Source organism: Gimesia panareensis (assembly GCF_007748155.1).
GTDB lineage: Bacteria > Planctomycetota > Planctomycetia > Planctomycetales > Planctomycetaceae > Gimesia > Gimesia panareensis.
In genome coordinates this window covers 2,090,237-2,108,117 of sequence record NZ_CP037421.1, presented here as the reverse complement: position 1 = coordinate 2,108,117, position 17,881 = coordinate 2,090,237, and the positions used below count along the sequence as shown (strand labels likewise).

12 protein-coding genes are annotated in these 17,881 nt (G+C 51.2%); 6 read left to right on the top strand and 6 right to left on the bottom strand.

Annotation, left to right across the window (positions count from 1 at the left end; genetic code table 11):
* Positions 1-38: 38 nt before the first annotated feature.
* Together Enr10x_RS07925 and Enr10x_RS07920 are read right to left on the bottom strand one after the other, a co-directional pair.
* The gene (locus Enr10x_RS07925) at positions 39-2,081 is read right to left on the bottom strand and encodes an outer membrane protein assembly factor BamB family protein (protein ID WP_197995060.1); all 2,043 of its coding nucleotides are present in this window, start codon (positions 2,079-2,081) and stop codon (positions 39-41) included.
* 48 nt (positions 2,082-2,129) lie between these two features.
* Positions 2,130-2,618 (bottom strand): HEAT repeat domain-containing protein, encoded by a 489-nt coding sequence (locus tag Enr10x_RS07920; RefSeq protein ID WP_145106001.1) that lies wholly within the window; start codon positions 2,616-2,618, stop codon positions 2,130-2,132.
* A 407-nt stretch (positions 2,619-3,025) separates the two neighbouring features.
* Here Enr10x_RS07920 and Enr10x_RS07915 point away from each other — a divergent pair, with 407 nt between their 5' ends.
* Positions 3,026-3,508, top strand: a complete 483-nt coding sequence (locus tag Enr10x_RS07915; protein ID WP_232093262.1) for a cytochrome c — start codon at positions 3,026-3,028, stop codon at positions 3,506-3,508.
* Between the two features lie 73 nt (positions 3,509-3,581).
* Here Enr10x_RS07915 and Enr10x_RS07910 read toward each other — a convergent pair whose 3' ends face one another.
* A complete protein-coding gene (locus Enr10x_RS07910; RefSeq protein ID WP_145105998.1) occupies positions 3,582-4,355 on the bottom strand; it encodes an SDR family NAD(P)-dependent oxidoreductase in 774 nt (257 codons plus the stop codon).
* A gap of 235 nt (positions 4,356-4,590) precedes the next feature.
* Between Enr10x_RS07910 and Enr10x_RS07905 the strand changes: the two genes are divergently transcribed.
* A complete protein-coding gene (locus Enr10x_RS07905; protein WP_145448679.1) occupies positions 4,591-5,073 on the top strand; it encodes an SRPBCC family protein in 483 nt (160 codons plus the stop codon).
* On the opposite strand, the gene Enr10x_RS07900 is transcribed toward Enr10x_RS07905, so the two are convergent.
* On the bottom strand, positions 5,070-6,311 hold the full coding sequence (locus tag Enr10x_RS07900; protein ID WP_145448678.1) for a sialidase family protein: 1,242 nt from the start codon (positions 6,309-6,311) through the stop codon (positions 5,070-5,072). The genes Enr10x_RS07905 and Enr10x_RS07900 overlap by 4 nt on opposite strands.
* A gap of 237 nt (positions 6,312-6,548) precedes the next feature.
* On the opposite strand from Enr10x_RS07900, the gene Enr10x_RS07895 reads away from it, so the two are divergent.
* From Enr10x_RS07895 to Enr10x_RS07885, 3 genes are read left to right on the top strand one after another with little or no spacing between them, the layout of a single operon-like run.
* A complete protein-coding gene (locus Enr10x_RS07895; RefSeq protein ID WP_145448677.1) occupies positions 6,549-8,024 on the top strand; it encodes an Nramp family divalent metal transporter in 1,476 nt (491 codons plus the stop codon).
* Between the two features lie 56 nt (positions 8,025-8,080).
* Positions 8,081-10,852 carry a PSD1 and planctomycete cytochrome C domain-containing protein gene (locus Enr10x_RS07890; RefSeq protein ID WP_232093261.1) on the top strand — a complete coding sequence of 924 codons (2,772 nt, stop codon included), beginning with the start codon at positions 8,081-8,083 and terminating at the stop codon, positions 10,850-10,852.
* A gap of 47 nt (positions 10,853-10,899) precedes the next feature.
* The gene (locus Enr10x_RS07885) at positions 10,900-12,357 is read left to right on the top strand and encodes a DUF1501 domain-containing protein (protein ID WP_145448676.1); all 1,458 of its coding nucleotides are present in this window, start codon (positions 10,900-10,902) and stop codon (positions 12,355-12,357) included.
* Positions 12,358-12,420: 63 nt separating this feature from the next.
* Here the strand turns inward: Enr10x_RS07885 and Enr10x_RS07880 are convergent, their stop codons facing one another.
* Both Enr10x_RS07880 and Enr10x_RS07875 read right to left on the bottom strand, forming a co-directional pair.
* The gene (locus tag Enr10x_RS07880) at positions 12,421-13,782 is read right to left on the bottom strand and encodes a sigma-54-dependent transcriptional regulator (protein WP_145448675.1); all 1,362 of its coding nucleotides are present in this window, start codon (positions 13,780-13,782) and stop codon (positions 12,421-12,423) included.
* Complete coding sequence (locus tag Enr10x_RS07875; protein ID WP_145448674.1) at positions 13,779-15,137, bottom strand: two-component system sensor histidine kinase NtrB; 1,359 nt, start codon at positions 15,135-15,137, stop codon at positions 13,779-13,781. The genes Enr10x_RS07880 and Enr10x_RS07875 overlap by 4 nt, the downstream gene beginning before the upstream one ends.
* A 567-nt stretch (positions 15,138-15,704) precedes the next feature.
* On the opposite strand from Enr10x_RS07875, the gene Enr10x_RS07870 reads away from it, so the two are divergent.
* Positions 15,705-17,120: an OprO/OprP family phosphate-selective porin gene (locus Enr10x_RS07870; protein WP_197997519.1), complete on the top strand. Its 1,416-nt coding sequence runs from the start codon at positions 15,705-15,707 to the stop codon at positions 17,118-17,120.
* The last annotated feature ends 761 nt before the right edge of the window (positions 17,121-17,881 follow it).

The following is a 17,881-nucleotide window of genomic DNA, read 5'->3' as shown; positions in this document are numbered from 1 at the left end:
CGTATCACGTTCCAACAGTTACGCACCCAAACGAAAGATCAATATCTCAGCCAGAGAATCGCAATGCCACTTCCATAAAAACAGGAAAAGGTGATCAGTTTCAAGATCAATGCAAAACACATCCGAAGGGGAGTCTGTTTTTTCAGATGCCACTCCCACCAGCCTGCAGGCAGCGCACCAATCGGACCTGCGAGAAATGCCCACTCAAAAACGAGACTCAATCTGCGACACAGCAGAAAATAGACGGTGAAAACAATGAGCAACCAGATCAATGGCCCATAATCACGCCAGAAGGTAGATCTCTGCTGCTCTCGTTTAAACTGAACAGACGCAAAAACCGGCTCAGTGACAATATACAGACAGAGTGGCCAGGTGAAGATAAAATCCTGCTGCCAGAGACTGATCCAGGTGGTCCCCAGGGCCCCTGCCAGAAACGCCAGAATTCGATAGGTCATGATCCAGGTCGGCAGGCGACGTTGTGACGGTATCCACCAGAGGGGGATTGCAGCCAATATCAGACTGGCAACAAGTAACCCCAGTGACCAGTAGTACCAGCGGATCAGCCAGTCGGTTGAAGGTAAATCAAAAGCATACTCTGGCTCAACAGAGAGAATCTGGCCTGCCCAGTCATAGTAAGTTTCCTGAGGAATTTCTGTGAGTCTCAGTGTGGGTTGATCTGAGGGTAAAAGATCTGGCTCTCCGAGATACACACAGGCAGCCCGGGATTGGTTGCGGATAAATACACAACCACGATGCAATACTGGTGGCGTCCAGGTCAGTTCTCCCGAGAGGACCTTACAACGTGACAGGATCTCACAACGCTCAGGGTTCTGGCGGAGCAGTATCAGTTCCCCCCGTTCATTAAGCAGAATCAGTTTTCCATCAGCAACAATGATTCCGGACTGCCCCAGTTCATTCGTGATATCATTATTTGACCGTTCCGGACGCCCGGATCCCTGCTCCCATAATTCCTTTCCAGTCAGAAATTCGATGCAGCGAAATTTTCCCCGCGAGGGACGCTGTGTTTTAGACTGTTGATCGAAGATATCAAAACCGTAAATCTGCTCGTTGACCAGCACACTTGATAAAACGTCGTTCGACATCACCCGTGAACGCCAGACCGTTTTCAACAGCTCAGAGTGTGGAAAACGGTCTGGCAATTCGAATAGTTGAGAACCGGATCGGAATGGAGCAGCGATCCAGAGATAAGGCTCACGATAAAGGGGCCAGGCGGAATGTTCGTCGTAGCCTTCCGATAACTCATGTTCGAGCAACACCGCGCCGGTTTGCAAATCGTGAATCACCAGCGCATTTTCCAGGTAACCCACCACCAGCTTTCTACCATTCCGTTCGATCGGGAGTGCCGGACAGTAACTGGCAGGTCGGTCACCAGACTGCCAGACCGTCTTTCCGTCAGCCAGATTCAATGCCACCATGCTGGCACCTGGACCTCCCACAGGCAATACTACCAGTTGATCCACGACCGTCGGCGAACACGCATAGCCAAAACCATCGCCTCCAGTGCCATGAAACTCTTCAAGCACGTTCCTGGACCAGATCAATTTCCCCTTGTTCGCGTCCAGGCACCCGACCAGGCCGCTGGGGGCGGCAAAGAGTACTTTTCCCTCTGCCAGCGTAGGGGTGGCCCGGGGACCGGGATACACACCCGCCAGTTCGTAAGGCCAGTCATAGCGATACTCCCAGACAGTTTTCCCCGTCCGTGCCGCAAGACAATAGACATATTGTCCCTGTAGAGTTTGCGCCTGGGTATAAACACGATCGCCTGCTGCCACAAAAGCGGAGTACCCCTGCCCCAGGTCTTTCACCCACAGAACAGGGGGCCCTTCAGCAGGCCAGTTGTCAGCCAGGTGAATTTCCGGAGAGTGTGCATCAAATCGAATGCCACGGACATCCGGCCAGCCACGATCTTCGATGCCTTGAGGCAGGAAAGGATTCCTTTCTTCTGCATCGACTTGCCCCGATATCAGTACCAACAGAACTGCCGCAAGCCCGAAGGTGATCGTGCTGCGGCAATTAAGGTACCATTCCGCCAGTTTCTCTTTGTAGAAAAGGCATACCACAGGCGGTCCTGAGGAAACGAAGGCGCTAAGTAATATGAACCATACTGATCAGGAAAACTGAGATAGTGCTTTTTCGGCTTCAACGGGAACCCGGAGTGATGAATCGAGTGACATCAATGCTTCGACAACAGGCGTCAAGGGGCCACGCAGATTTTCATCATCTGAGGCCAGATGGTGCAGAACAAAACAGGCTCCATCTCTGATCCGAGCCGTATCTTTAATGAGAGCACTCAACAGCTGAGGAACTGAATCCTTGCTCATCGAAATTAAAGCCGACGCGGCAACAAACCGCACGCTGTCGTCATCTGGCAGGATTTCGATTAATGGGCTAACGGCAGCAGGATCACCAATTTCCCCCAGTGCCTTAGCTGCTTCCCAGCGCATCGTTTCGGAAGAATTGTCCAAAGCAGTAATCAGAGCCGGAACTGCAGCAGAACCTGTTTGTACCAGTTTATGGCGTGCGGACTGCCTGACCTCCCCATCAGAACTATCGAGCTGCTGAATCCTATCAGAGATTTGACTATCATTTTCTGCCATGAACGTGTCTCCTGGTGTCTGTCCTCGTGAAACTCAAAAATTCGAATTCGGGGGAACCTTGAATCAGATTTCCTCCCGAACTCCGCTAATTATAACAAGCATCCTCACAAAGTACACCATGGCCGATGGAACAGATTGAGGCTACGATTCAAGGACGAATTCCCAACCCGCCCCCGGAATCAGTTAGAAATACAACTACCTCTGCTTACCATTCCAATACAAAGTCGAGTAGCAGTTGTGAACTCCGAAATGAATACATATTATGAATACTGGAGCTTTGTTGGTCTAAATCCACCAGAGGCAGCTACAAATTTCCTGCTTTCGTTCCGGGTTGATTCCGTCTTGATCAAAAGTGAGTGAATCAATCTAAGCCTGCTATTAACAGTTCTAAGATACGAGGTATAAACGTGAGAAATCTCCACCACAAACAGTTCGTTGGTTCCGTTGCCCTGCTGGGGCTGGCAATTGCTCTGATCTGGTCACAGTCAACGCCAACGCTTGCCGGGTCAGACGCAAAAAAAACGCAAGCCGGTGTTCCAGTTGAACCCGACATGCATGAGTTTATGGAATACGTATTCCAGCCCACCTACAAACGGCTCAAGCAGGCCATCGCAGCAGAACCAGACAATCGTAAAGTCTGGAAAGCAATCAAATCGGATGCGCTCATTCTGGCGGAAGGAGGCAACTTACTGCTTCTGCACGATCCCCAAAACGATCGCTCCAGCTGGAATGAATACAGCCAGGACGTTCGTAAAGAGGGTGGCTTGCTCTACAAAGCCGCCAAGTCCAAAGACTTCAAGACTGCCCGCAAACATTACGTAGCCATGCTCAAGAACTGCAACGCCTGTCATCAGAAATTTGCTGATGGCGAACACCAGTTGACGCCCTGAGATTGATATTGTACAGCCGCAATTAAAATGCCTGACAGATTAAACCTGCTGTCAGGCATTTTTTTGACTTGAGTTAACTGCTCTTCTGGCGAGTCCGGGGAATCACAGCAGCCAGTCCGCCATCAACTCCCAGAATCTGCCCTGTGATCCAGTTATTCTCGGGTTTTAACAACCATTCAATCAGGGAAGCAACATCTGCAGGCTCCCCCAGGCGATCCAGAGCATGCATTGAAATTGAAGTGGACTCAGCCGCCTCTGATTCCCACAGGTGACGCGTGATCCTGGATTTGATTAAACCCGGCGCTACTGCATTCACTCGAATTCCACGGCTGGCATAAGTCGCAGATGCCGACAGCGTCAAGCCAATCACTCCCGCCTTGGCAGCGGCAATCGCTTCATGGTTTGCGATACCAATCCGAGCAGCAGCAGATGAAATCAGTACTACTGAGCCCCCTGCCTTTCTCATGACCCGAGCCGCGCTCCGCACCGTCGAAAAAGCGGTTGTGAGATTGACTGACAGGGTCTGAGACCACTCTTCATCTGAAGTCAGGTGCGCCGGTTTTAAAAGCACTGAACCGATGCAGTTTACAACACCGTCAAGGCGGCCAAACTCATTGGCAGCCTGTTCTAGACAGTGATCTATTGAGTCTGGGTTCTCTGCTTCAACACAAGATCGTGGAGCATCCAGTTCGGACGACAAGTCGTCCAATCGCTGCTGATCTCGGCCTCCCAGCATCACACGATGACCGGCCCTGGCCAGTCTTTGACTTATTTCCGAACCAACGGCTCCTGTCGCCCCCAGAACCACATATCCCAGTGATTGCCCGATTGAGTCTGATATACTCATTTAAAGATCTCGTAATTAAAAATCGAAACTAAATCATACGGGGGACAATCAAAGCAAATTAACTCTTAAAACGGACCAAATATCTACTACTCTTATCCATTTACGGGACAATAATTCCGCAAGAATGCAAGAGAGACTTCCCCCGCAGTCTTGGTAGTAGGATCAGGCCAGATTTCAATCACCCTTTTCCAGATTTTCAGCTGGGATCAATTAACTGACTCGGAAAGAATCAGATATGTTGAACATAAGTAGAACGTCTTCTGGAGACTATGAATTTGAGTCAGAAATATTCGTTCCCCACCCGCTTCAGGATATTTTCGATTTTTTTGCTCAACCAGAAAATCTCGAGAAGATTACTCCCCCCTGGCTAAATTTCAGAATCATCACTCCCCGTCCCATTAGCATGCAGGCCGGCACATTGATCGATTATCAGTTAAAACTGCATGGCATCCCCCTCCGTTGGCGAACAGAAATCACAGAGTGGATCCCCCTGGTCCGATTTGTGGACACGCAACTGAAGGGTCCCTATCGGACATGGCGACACACTCACACGTTCGCAGAGCGGGATAACGGAACACTGGTGCAGGACCATGTACTTTACTCTGTTTACGGTGGAGCGCTGATTAACCGGCTGTTCGTTCAAAAGGATGTCGAGCGAATATTTCAGTACAGGCTGGATCAGTTGAAGAAGTTCACATCCGCTGGCCTGCCTGATTAATCGGCTTTAGATTTCCCGGAAGGAGTGGCTCTGCTGATCAACATCTTCAATCGCGATTTTGTGCCAGTCAGCTTCCGGGCCAGGACATCCTGTTCGGTGAACCGCGCCAGAAGAATTTCCCCATCCGTGGCCCGATTCCGGTCGTAAGAAATATAAATCGTACCATCTGGTGCCTGGAACCCATCCGGGTAAGAAATCCCTTTTCGCTCATCGAGAACCAGTCCTCCCCGCCAGGTCTGTCCCTCATCGTCTGACAACCAGGCACTTAACTGAACTCGCCCGTGATGTGCATCGATTTGATCTCCATGTTTAATCAGGAGCAGACGCCCTGAAGCCAGTCTGCGAATATGAAAGCGGGCGTTCGGCTGCTTGATTTGAGGTGGTACTGACGGCTTCGCCCAGGTCCGCCCCCCATCCAGGGACGTGGACTGCATAATCCCTTTGGCAGTTCTGGCCAGCATCCAGAGTGAACCGTCCTTGCGTTCGACAATCATATGCTCGTGCCAGTCTGGATTGGGGAACCGAACCGCTCCTCGGCGTTCCCAGGATGCTCCCTGGTCAGTCGAAACAAAAACGTTGGCGCCGCGAAACGGATCTAGCGCTTTAAAACAGCCTTTGAATGGACCAAAACCTTCGCGCTGATCCAGGGAAACAGGTAACATCCATTCCCCCGATGAAAGTACGGTGGGTTTATTTAATGTCACTCCATGCCAGATGCGTCGCGGCGCGGACCAGACCGGCTCGTCTGCATCGGGATTATCACAAACAGTCGCCCAGACCCCGGCCCGACCATCAAACATGTGCATGGACTGGTCAAAAATCAGCCATAATCTCCCCAGGGGATCCGTCCACAGATTCCCGACCAGAATACTGCGTTCCATGGGCAGCTCAGTGGAATGCGAATCGAGCACCAGACGGGGATGCGACCAGTGTTCGCCATCATCATCGCTGGTCGCCAGAACAAAAAAAGCCTTCGGACTATCACCACCGGCAACCCAACAGGCCCAGAGACGTCCTCCGGGAGTGCGCTCGATACCAATCGTCATCCCATAGTCCAGCTTGTCGTAGTCATATTCAGGCAGCGGAGATGTATTCAGCTTCGGAGGGACTAAAGCCAGGTCGGCGATTTGCTCCATGCGTTTAATTTCATCTGCCGGCTTCTGTTTTGGTTCGGCTGCAACCAGGGCAGCACCAATCAGCAGAGAGAATACTCCTGTCAAAACAAAGGTATTATTCATGAAATTTATTCTCGGCTTTCTTGAGCGACACTCCAGACATCTCTTACCAGCAAATCATTATGACGTTTTCTCCAGCCGACAGCCAGTCGTGTCATCCCCCCCTTTTTTAATCCACTTTCAGACTGAGTCATAAGACATTGGGAGTCGTCATTTAATACTTGCTGATGTTTGACAATCTGGTAGAGTCACTCCATAACAGATTGTGTGAATCGCACTCCATAAAGTACACGAGAAACCATGAGCCACAACATCAGCCCACCAGACTCAAGCAATGTGACGGGTGACCTCGCTCCCTGGGGCCAGGAAGACCTGCCGGCCCCGCCTCCCTTTACAATTCGAAATCTGTTTCGAACCATCGGCCCGGGGGCGATCCTGCTCGCCGGCTCGATTGGTGGAGGGGAGTGGCTGATCGGCCCCACAATTACCGTTAAGTACGGTATGAGCATTCTCTGGATCGCTACCGTTGCCATTGCACTTCAACTCCTGTTTAACCTGGAAGCAATCCGCTACACTCTCTATACCGGAGAACCCATTCTGGTGGGCATCATGCGTCTGCGCCCGGGATCAAAATTCTGGGCTGGTGGCTATATCTTTGCAGCCGTGGCTCAGCTCGGGGTACCGGCACTGGCCGCTGGATGCGCTTCAGTTCTGTTTGCAACTTTTGCCGGTCGGATGGCAGGAGACGGTGATGCGACGGCACTGCATCTGCTGACTTACCTGATCATTGCGATTACGGTCGGGATTCTGCTCTCAGGAAAAACGATTGAGCGGATGCTAGAATATTTCTCCTGGGTAATGATCGCGTTTATTTTCTCATTTCTGATTGCGGTCAATCTGTTGTTCGTCCCCTTTTCTCACTGGTTAAAAACACTCACGGGCTTCTTTCAGTTTGGTTCACTCCCGGCAAATCTGGATCCGCTTCTGCTGGCCACGTTTGCTGCAACCGCGGGTTCAGGAGGCATCGGAAATCTGGTGATTACCAACTGGTACCGGGACAAAGGCTTCGGCATGGGAGCCAAAGTCGGTTCGATCACCAGTGCATTCAGTCACAGTGAGATGCAGCTTTCCCCCGTCGGGAAGGTTTTTCCCATCACTGAAGAAAACCTGACTAACTGGAACTCCTGGTGGAAATATGTGTCGGCTGATCAGGTCTGGCTCTGGGGAATGGGCTGTCTGATTGGCATGTTCCTGAATGTCAACCTGGCGACGGCGGTCATTCCGGAAAATACCAATATGGAACACCTGGCTGCGGGCGCATTCCAGGCACGCTACATGGCGGAACAACTCTGGACCGGTTTCTGGTGGCTGGCCCTGTTGAACGGGTTCTGGGTTCTGATGTCGACCCATCTGAGCAATACGGATGTGCTGATTCGAACAGTAACCGATATCGTCTGGGTGGCCAGCCCGCATCTGCGGGAACGCCGCAAAATGAGCGTCAGCCGACTGTATTATTTTTTCCTGGCCATCGCCACCATCTGGGGACTGCTTGCCGTGCACTGGGGGCATGCAATTCAATTGTTTAAAGTTCTAGGCGCCGTGGCAGGTCCGGTTCTGGCCATCGCTGCCCTGCAGATTCTGATCATCAATACCAGACTCCTGCCACAACAACTGAAGCCGCCTCTTTGGCGCCGGGGGGCCCTGATTGTCTGCGCCATCTGCTATGGCAGTTTGTCCGCGGCTTTCATTTGGGACTTGTTTTTCTCTCCCAAATGAGCAAAACTACACTATACACCAATTGCAGCGTTCATTGAATTATGGAGCATTCAGACATGCCCCCTCAGCCGCTGATCAGACATTCCCGCCCAACGTTTTACCGGTCAGACATCTCCCTCGGTTTGATGTTCCTGCTCGTCGCCCTCATTCCCGGCCAATCCCCTGCAGCAGAGCCCGCTGCTCCTGTCTTCTATGAAGACAACGTAAAAGCGATTCTCGAAGCCAAATGTACCCGCTGCCATAATTCCGAAAAGAAACAGGCCGGGCTTGATCTGAGTTCACCCCGCTCCATGCTTAAAGGAAGCGAATCAGGTCGTATTCTCCAGGCAGGTGATGCTGATGCCAGCCTCTTATTTCAGATGATTGATGCGGACGAAATGCCCCCGGAAGAAAAAGACCGCCTGACTCCCACTGAGCGAGAATCCCTTCGATCCTGGATCCAGGCTGGCACTCACTTTCGGAAAGCTGTGAAAACAGCCCCCGCAGTGACACAGCATGACATCATCCCTCTGCTGCATCTGCGTTGTGTCGCCTGCCATGGCGGACGCCGTCAGGAAGCGGGACTGGACCTGAGAACAAAGCAGTCCATTTTAAAGGGGGGCAAATCAGGGCCGGCGGTTGTACCTGGAGATCCAGAATCAAGCCTGCTGATTCGACGTATCAAGTCAGCTGAAATGCCTCCGCGACGGAAACTGGTCTCAGTGAGTGTCAAACCCATGGAAGCCAATGAACTGGAACGACTCTCCCAGTGGATTGAACTCGGGCTCCCCGAGGTTAGTGAATCAGAATTGCAGGAACCAGAGACACTGGTCACCGAACAGGATCGTCAATTCTGGTCATTTCAACCTCCCGCTCAGGTGCAGCCACCTCAAGTTCAGCATCAGGACCGCGTGCGGAATCCCATCGATGCCTTTATCCTGAGCAAACTGGAATCTCAGGGACTGACGTTCGCCCCCACCGCAGACAAACGAACCCTGATGCGCCGACTTTCAATCGATCTGACAGGCTTGCCCCCCACACCACAGGAAATTGACTCTTTTCTGAACAACCATGACCCCAAGGCCTATGAACAACTGGTTGAGCGACTGCTCGCTTCACCTCGATACGGAGAGCGCTGGGCGCGGCACTGGCTGGACGTCGTCGGTTATGCTGATTCAGAAGGAGCTCAGAACGAGGATAAGTTACGCCCCCACATGTACCGTTACCGAGACTATGTGATCCGTTCCCTGAACCAGGACAAACCCTACTCTCGATTTCTGCTGGAGCAGATTGCGGGGGATGAGCTTGTCGATTACCGTTCAGGTAACATTACGCCGGAAGTCTATGATTGTCTGGTCGCAACCGGCTTTTTACGGACGGCCCCCGATCGCACATTCGCTAACATCACGAATTTTGTGCCGGACCGACTCGAAGTCATTTCAGACGAAATTCAGATCCTGGGCTCGGCCGTGATGGGGCTGACCATCAAATGCGCCCGCTGCCACTCCCATAAATTCGACCCGATTCCTCAAAGTGATTACTACCGTCTGACGGCTGTTTTCAAGGCTGCCTATGACGAGCACGACTGGTTGAAATCTCAAGGCCCCCGAACTCTGCCTTATGTCAGTCAGCAGGAACATAAAAAACATCAGGAACATGAGAGACAGTTATCGATTCAGCAGGGTCAACTTAAACAGCGTCTCGATCAACTGAAACCGACCGCGCCGGACTATCAACAGAAAAGTGCAGAAATCAAAAAACAGATCGACGCCCTGAAAACACAACACTGGCCGGCCCCACGGATTCGCGCCCTCTGGTCGCGGGAATCCCCCTCGCCCAGTTATATCTATAAACGCGGAAATTATCTCACGCCGGGCCGCCCTGTCCCGCCAGGTGTTCCTGCAGTCCTGACTAGTTCGGATGAAACTCTCGATTTCGATCAGAAAGCAAAAAATGGAAAGCCAGTGGGACGCCGCCTTGTCTTCGCCCGCTGGCTTACTCAGCCTGACCACCCCTTGACAGCACGCGTGATGGTCAACCGCATCTGGTTGCATCATTTTGGGCGAGGCATTGTTAATACTCCAGGCAACTTCGGTCGCGCGGGGGAACGCCCCACACATCCAGAGTTGCTGGACTGGCTGGCCAGGGAATTCGTTCGACAGAACTGGAGTATCAAGTCGCTGCACAGACTGATGGTCACATCCAGTACCTATCGGCAGTCCTCTGAAATTTCCGATGACGCAGCCCGCCTTGATCCATCGGGAAGCCTGCTGTCGCGAATGCCACTGAATCGAATGGAAGCCGAAGTTCTCCGCGATTCTTTACTCTACATTTGCGGCCAACTGGACGAAACCCCCTTCGGTCCGGCTGATTCCGTCGAATCGCGTGCGGATGGCCTGGTCACATCCCAGCGGGGAGACAAAGGATGGCGCAGGAGTATCTATGTACTTCAGCGTCGTACAAAAATCCCGACACTACTGGAAAACTTTGATTTTCCACAGATGGGGCCCAATTGTCTGCAACGAGGAGAATCGCTGGTCGCACCTCAAGCGTTGCATCTTTTGAATAATCTGATGATCCACCAGTTGGCTGAGCACTTCGCATCTCGGATACGAAAAGAATCTGGAGATCAGCCGGCAGATCAGATCAACCAGATCTACTTAAGAGCCCTGGGGCGTCCTCCAAGCTCTGAAGAAACCGAGATTGGCCTGATGACATTACAACAGCTGGAAGAAAAATGGAAATCAGAATCCAAGGACGAAAAGAAACCCTCGGATAGTTCTCAAAAAGCGCTTACCAGTTATTGTCATGCCATATTCAATCTGGCCGAATTTCAATACATCGATTGAGTTTTTTCTCATTGCAACAGCAGCTTCTCCAGAGCGAGAGTTATCTCATGACACAGGAAATACAAATCACAGAAAAAGTCACCAGAAGAAGTTTTTTCGAACATATCGCAACCGGCGTGCAGGGGGCAGCTTTAACCTGGCTGCTACAGCAGGATCTGTATGCGGATTCCTCTCCCCCTGAGGAGCAGGAGAAAGAAAGTATCTCCGGTCCCCACCACAGGCCGCGCGCCAAATCGGTGGTTCACCTGTTTATGAATGGTGGGCCCAGCCAGATGGATCTGTTTGACCCCAAACCCATGCTCGATAAATTTCATGGCAAAGAGCACTTCAAGCAAATTGCAGGAGAAGTCGAATTCCCAGAACGGGCCGGGGCATTGATGAAAAGTCCGTTCCAGTTCTCCCGCCATGGCGAATCAGGAATGTGGGTTTCAGATGTCATGCCGCACCTGGCAAAGCAGGTGGATGATATCACCATGATCCGTTCGATGTATACGACGAATCTGACACATGAACCTGCCCTCTACAAGATTCAATCGGGAAGTGAATTTACCGGTCACCCCTCATTGGGCGCCTGGGTTTCATATGGCCTGGGAAGTGAGAATCAAAACCTGCCTGCTTATGTCGTTCTGGATGACCCATTGGGGCTACCCGTCAATGGTATCGAGAACTGGCAGGCTGGTTTTCTACCAGCCCAGCATCAGGGGACCCGTTTTCGAGCGACCGGTTCTCCCGTGCTGAATCTGAAACCGGAATTCGAACAGCCTGCGTCAGTCACACAACTGGAACGGGATCTGATTTCACGATTGGACCGCATCCATCAACGTCAACGCACATACCACCATCAACTGGAAGCACGCCTCTCAACCTATTCCCTGGCTGCACGCATGCAGATTGCCGCCTCCGACGCCCTGGATCTTTCCCAGGAGACAGCTGAGACACAGAAAATGTATGGGATCGGCCAGCCTGTCACGGAATCTTATGGACGCCGCTGCCTGATTGCCCGGCGACTCATTGAGCGGGGTGTGCGTTTTGTTCAATTATTTATTAATAGCCAGATCTGGGACACGCACAGTGCTATCGCCTCGAATCTGAAATCAGCATGCCAGAGGACAGATCAACCGGTTGCAGCACTGCTGCAGGATCTGAAGCAGCGTGGACTCCTGGATGAAACACTCGTGATGTGGGGAGGCGAAATGGGCCGACTGCCGATCGCCCAGCTCTCCCCGGATAAAGATGCACGCAAATCCGGCCGTGATCATAACAAAAATGCGATTTGCACCTGGATGGCGGGGGGTGGTGTGAAGCCAGGGCTGGTATTCGGAAAAACAGACGAGCTTGGCTTTGCAGCCGTGGAAAATCGTGTCAGCGTCCCCGACTGGCACGCTACCATGCTGCACCTGCTGGGACTGAACCACGAAGAACTCTTCATCAAACGAAATGGCTTAAACGAACGACTGACGGGTGTCGGCAATCATCCGCGGATCGTCTCAGAAATCCTGGCCTGAGCCCCCAAACTTGATCAGCTGTCAGCAAGCTGTTTCTAACGCAGAACGGAACCGGAACATTGCTTAGTGCAAGCCGTAACGGCTCATCTTATAATGCAATGTGCGGACACTGACGCCCAGAAGCTTTGCCGTTTTTTCACGATGATAGTCACAGGCAGCCAGCGCCGTCGTAATCGCTTCCTTTTCCGCCTCTTCGGTTACTTCTGCCAGCGTTTTCACAGGGGCAGATTCCGAGGCCGGAGACGGGCTGAGTTCTACCGGCAAATCGGTAGCCTCAATCACATCTCCCGGAAGTGTCACGACAAGGCGTTCGATTACGTTCCTTAGTTGACGAACATTGCCCGGCCAGCGGGCAGAAACGAATATTCGCATCGCATCAGTTGAAACTTTTTTGAGAGGACGATGATGCCGTTGACAGAAGTGTGTCAGAAAATGTTCAATCAGAAGAGGAATATCATCACGTCGCTCTCGTAGCGCTGGAATATGGATCGGGATCACATTCAAACGATAGAAGAGGTCTTCGCGGAATGATCCATCTTCAATCAGTGGCTCGACGGCTTTGTTGGTTGCAGAAATGATCCGGGCATCACTGGTGAGAACCTCTTCACCACCAACCCGCATGTATTGCTGAGTTTCCAGAACACGCAGTAGATCGACCTGACTCTTCGCAGGCATTTCCGTGACTTCATCCAGAAATAATGAGCCTCCCTGTGCCTGTTCAAAACACCCGGGCTTCTGTCGTGTGGCGCCGCTGAAAGAACCTTTTTCATGACCGAATAGTTCACTCTCCAGCAGTGTCTCCGGCATCGCCCCCAGATTGACAGCCACGAACGGTCCACTGCTGCGATTACTCAGATCATGCACCGCCCTGGCGATCAACTCTTTACCCGTTCCACTTTCCCCCTGGATCAGGATAGTGGCGTCCGTGGCAGCCACCTGACGAATCTGCTGGAAGACATCATGCATGGCGGCACAGTTGCCGATGATATTGGAAACTTCTCCCGCATTGACCAGACGATTTCTGAGTTCGCGGTTCTCAATCTGTAGGCGATAGTGCTCACGGGCCTTACGAACCTGATGTCGTATTAAATCCAGATCCAGAGGTTTAGTAATAAAATCAAACGCGCCCAGGCGCATCGATTTGACAGCGGTCTCAACTGTGCCATGTGCGGTAATCACAATCGTTGTCGTCTGAGGATTACTGCGAAGTATCTGCTCTATCAGTTCCAGACCATCCATCTCTCCGGGCAGCCGTACATCTGAGATAACCAGTTGAAAGAAACCAGCTTTAAACTTAGCGAGCCCCTCCTCTGCATCCTGGGCTGTTTCCAGAACGTCAGCCTCCCTGGCCAGACCTTTGGCAAGCCCGGAACGAATATTGGGTTCATCATCGATGATTAAAATTCCGAAACCGTCTGTATTCATGTTGTCCCATCTGCTGGTAATAAAACTGAAAAGGTGGTTCCACTCAGTCCAGTATTAAAGTCAATTGTACCATCATGTTGTCTTACAATCTTCTCACACAGAGCAAGTCCCATGCCGGTCCCCTCATGACGAGTGGTGAAATAAGGGTCGAAGATTCGTTCTCGCAGTTCAGCAGGGATCCCATTGCCTGTATCCGTAATGCTGATTCTGAGCCAGTCCCCTTCCTGATTCAGGCCAATCGTCAGCGTCCCCCCGTCAGGCATGGCCTGTAAAGCATTTAATGCCAGATTCAGGAGCACCTGGTCAATATGCACTGAGTCAGCCATAATTTCTGGAGGTTTCTCCCGTGGAAGATTTACCATCACATTCACGTTCTGTTGTTCCGCCTGGGGCCTGATAAACCGAACCAGCTTATTAATCAGAGCCTTAAGATCAACACAGGAGCGTCCCGGTTCTGACATGGACGCATAGTCGCGAAATCCCTCCAGCACAGAAGTCAGCCGATTAATCTCAGTACGGATCACCTCCAGCATTTCATCAATTTCACCCGACCGGCTCTGATTCTCAAGAGCCTCCTCAAGCAACTGAACATGAAGTGACAGAGCACTGAGAGGATTCTTGATTTCATGTTGAAGACCGGTTGCCAGTGACCCCAGCCCGGCGTAGCGTTCCATGCGCCGCAACCGCTGCTCCATTAACGCACGTTCAGTCACGTCACGTACGTGCAAAACAGTCCCCAGTTCTTCCTGGCGTTCATTCCTTAACAGACTGCAGCCAGCTCTGAGAGTCTGTTCATGTCCATCTCGATTGATCGTGTAATCACAATCCCGCACGGGAGAGTGGTGGGCATTCACATGACTGCAGATCACGCATAACAGCGTATGTTCGACACCTACATCCGAAAGAGGCCGACCGATCACAGGCTCTTCCAGGCTGAGTAGTTCCCGCCCACGAGGGTTGATACTGGTAATCACTTCATCGCGGTCTGTCGTGAGCACTCCCTGATCCATACTTGCCAGAACATCACTGGCCATCACTTTCACTTCACGCAGGGAGCGTTCGCTGTTGAGGTAGGCTCGTACCAGCAGAACCAGGGCAATCCCAGTCACAATAATGTTGAGAAACAATAAAATCGACAACTGGGACTGAAAACGCAGTTCGCCAGCCAGTTCCCGCGCGACTGCCAGATCACTGTCGGGAAGATGACTCATTATTTTGGCGACAATTTCCTGTTCGTGATGGAAATCGACCAGAATCCAGAGCGTGACAACCAGTCCCGTCAGGCTCAGTACTGCCAGCCCACCGATCGCCAGTTGAAAACCGCGGCTGACCCGCGTTTCGTAGACATGAAACATCCGTTGAACTCCAGCCCCCGGTTTCACGCCAGATCAAAGCATCCGGGAGCACTTAAACGAGCCTGACCAAACACATCTGTGCACCAGGGAAGGACGCGCGGAATCATTTACTGCTCTATGTGAAATACGCAACACATTTACTCATAAACCATTATATCCATTTATAGAATTTTCTCAATTAAATTCATGAGCCCATCCAGTCCATCGCCATTCCTGCAGCTTATTGCAGACCACATGCAGTGGTTTGCAGTCTAGCTTTAATCAAAAACACTATAAGTGAAAATTTACATGAAAATATCACGGTACTGGCCGTTAAATCCGATACAAAAGTAAAAGTTTGCATATTCGCCAATCTCAGGATTCAACAAACGCAATCGTTAAAAAACAAACCAAATGTCACGTTTGAAGATCAAATCGTTTTCGCTTCAAAGTCAACAGGGTGCCCTTGTGGGAAATTGAAACATGAACAGGAATTGCAAGTCAGGGTCAAAAAATCCCGCCAAAACTCTACAATATCCAAACCGGCGCCAACCGTTTGATGCATTACGCAAATTGACTTTCCGGATCATGGCCATTGCTGGCCTGCTTACAATCCATTTGCCAGTCAGCCAGGCGGACCATCCTCCTGCCCCGGCTGCAGCGAATGCAGACCTCTCATCACAACTCCAGAGCCTCCAGCAACAGATTGATCAGTTAAAAGCACAGCAGATTATCACAGTGCAAAACATTGATCAACCACAGGCTGAGCCGATGACGCAGACACCGGATGAATACGATTCCGATCTGCCACCCTACCTTTTCGGTGACAATGCTGCCTGTCCGGAATTCCCGACTGTCAGATTGACCGGGTTCTTTCAGGCTGACTCAGTCTGGTTTGGACAGGACAGCAAAAGTATTCAGGCAGTTGGTGATGTCCAGAATGGAGCGGATTTCCGTCGTGCCCGCCTGGCTGCCACCGGGGATGCGTGGGAGAATGTTGGCTACATGCTCGAAATGGATTTCGCTTTTCCCGGACGTCCTTCCTTTATGGATGTGTGGATGGAAGTGCGAGATGTGCTGGGCGGAAACAATGTCCGTATCGGTCAATATCGTCAACCGATTGGTATGGATGCTTTGACGAGTGTAAAAGAGCTGACGTTCCTGGAACGTGCGCTCCCCTTTGCCTTTCTGCCTTTCCGGCAGATTGGTGCCATGTACTTTGGAAATACGGCAGACGAACAGTCTACCTATGCTTTGTCCGGATTCCGTTATCCTACTGGTCCCTATGGAGGTAATATCGGTGACAGCGGCGGCTATGGTCTCGCAACCCGATTGACTCACCTGCTGGTTGATAATGGCGATGGAAACGGGCTCGTACATGTGGGATTTGACTACAGTTATGCCAACCCTGCCAACAACGTGATTCAATATCGCAACCAGCCTGAAGTCTTCGTTACTGAAGCGGGGGCCTCTAACGTTCCCGCGGGTGTTCCCAGCACTGTACCTCCCTTCGTAAATACGGGACCGATTTCTGCACAGGATTATCACTTGTTTGATGCAGAACTCGCTTACGCGATCGGATCGTTTTATGCTCAATCCGAAGTCCTGTACTCAATCGTTCGGCAGCGGAATGGAGAGGTCGATACCTTCTCAGGTGCCTACGCTCACTTCGGATATTTCCTGACGGGAGAATCACGTTCGTACAATCGAAAAGGTGGCGTCTTTGGTCGTGTCAAACCACTCGATCCCTTCAACCGAGATGGTGGCTGTGGAGCCTGGGAAGTCGCGGGACGCTGGTCCTATATCGATCTGAACGATAAATCCATTCAGGGCGGACGGATGACTGACCTGACCTTTGGTATCAACTGGTATTTGAATCAGTTTACCAAATTTCAATTCAACTACATTCACTCTTTTCTGCATAGCAGTCCGGCTGTTTACGGCCCTGTTGTGAACAATTCGAATGCTGATATCTTCGCCGTCCGCGCCCAGGTTGATTTCTAATCATCGTGATTATTCATCCGGTTACATGATCAGATGACAGCTCGATTTCATCTTCTTTGATCTGATAGCCGGAGAGCAAATCATCACTTGAAATAACTCTTTAGCGAGCTGGTTTATATGAAACCAGCTCGTTTTTTATTCCCATTCAGAAGCGCATCGTCGAACTCACCTCAGATGAATCAGCCGCGTCCCAAAGTAGTTGTTCCAGACAGCTAGCAGGAATAGAGCTGTAGGGACTGGGAGCTGCATATGGTCTCTGATAATACAGTGGCTAACAGCCAATGTTTTAAATTCCGGGAGCCGATCACTTTTCGCTGGCCTGCAGAAGTCTTCCCCTTAAACCGCAGGCAGGGATCTTGAGGCTGCATCTGCAAAAGCCCACGGAAGGAGAGACAATTGGCTCCCAAGTGTCGTGTATGTAAAATGAAAGTGCAGCAGCAGGCTTGGAATCAGAGTCATCATTCCTGAGAATGATGTAATTTCAGCAGAGGGCTGAGAGAAAATAGAATCAGTATCTTATTTACAGGACTGATTTTTATGAGATAATAGGAACGTGTCCGCCGTGAAGTTCAGACTCCTGGATAAAGCACGTAGTCGCCAGTCACCCATCATGCTAGCTACCCGCCAAAGTAAGCACATGAAGGTGACTGGCAAACTACGTAATTTCCAGTCGAGGAACAAGACTGAACCCCCCACTTGCGTGGGCATTGGTAATGCGCAACTGATAAACTCAGGAAACCAGCACGACGGAACACGACTCC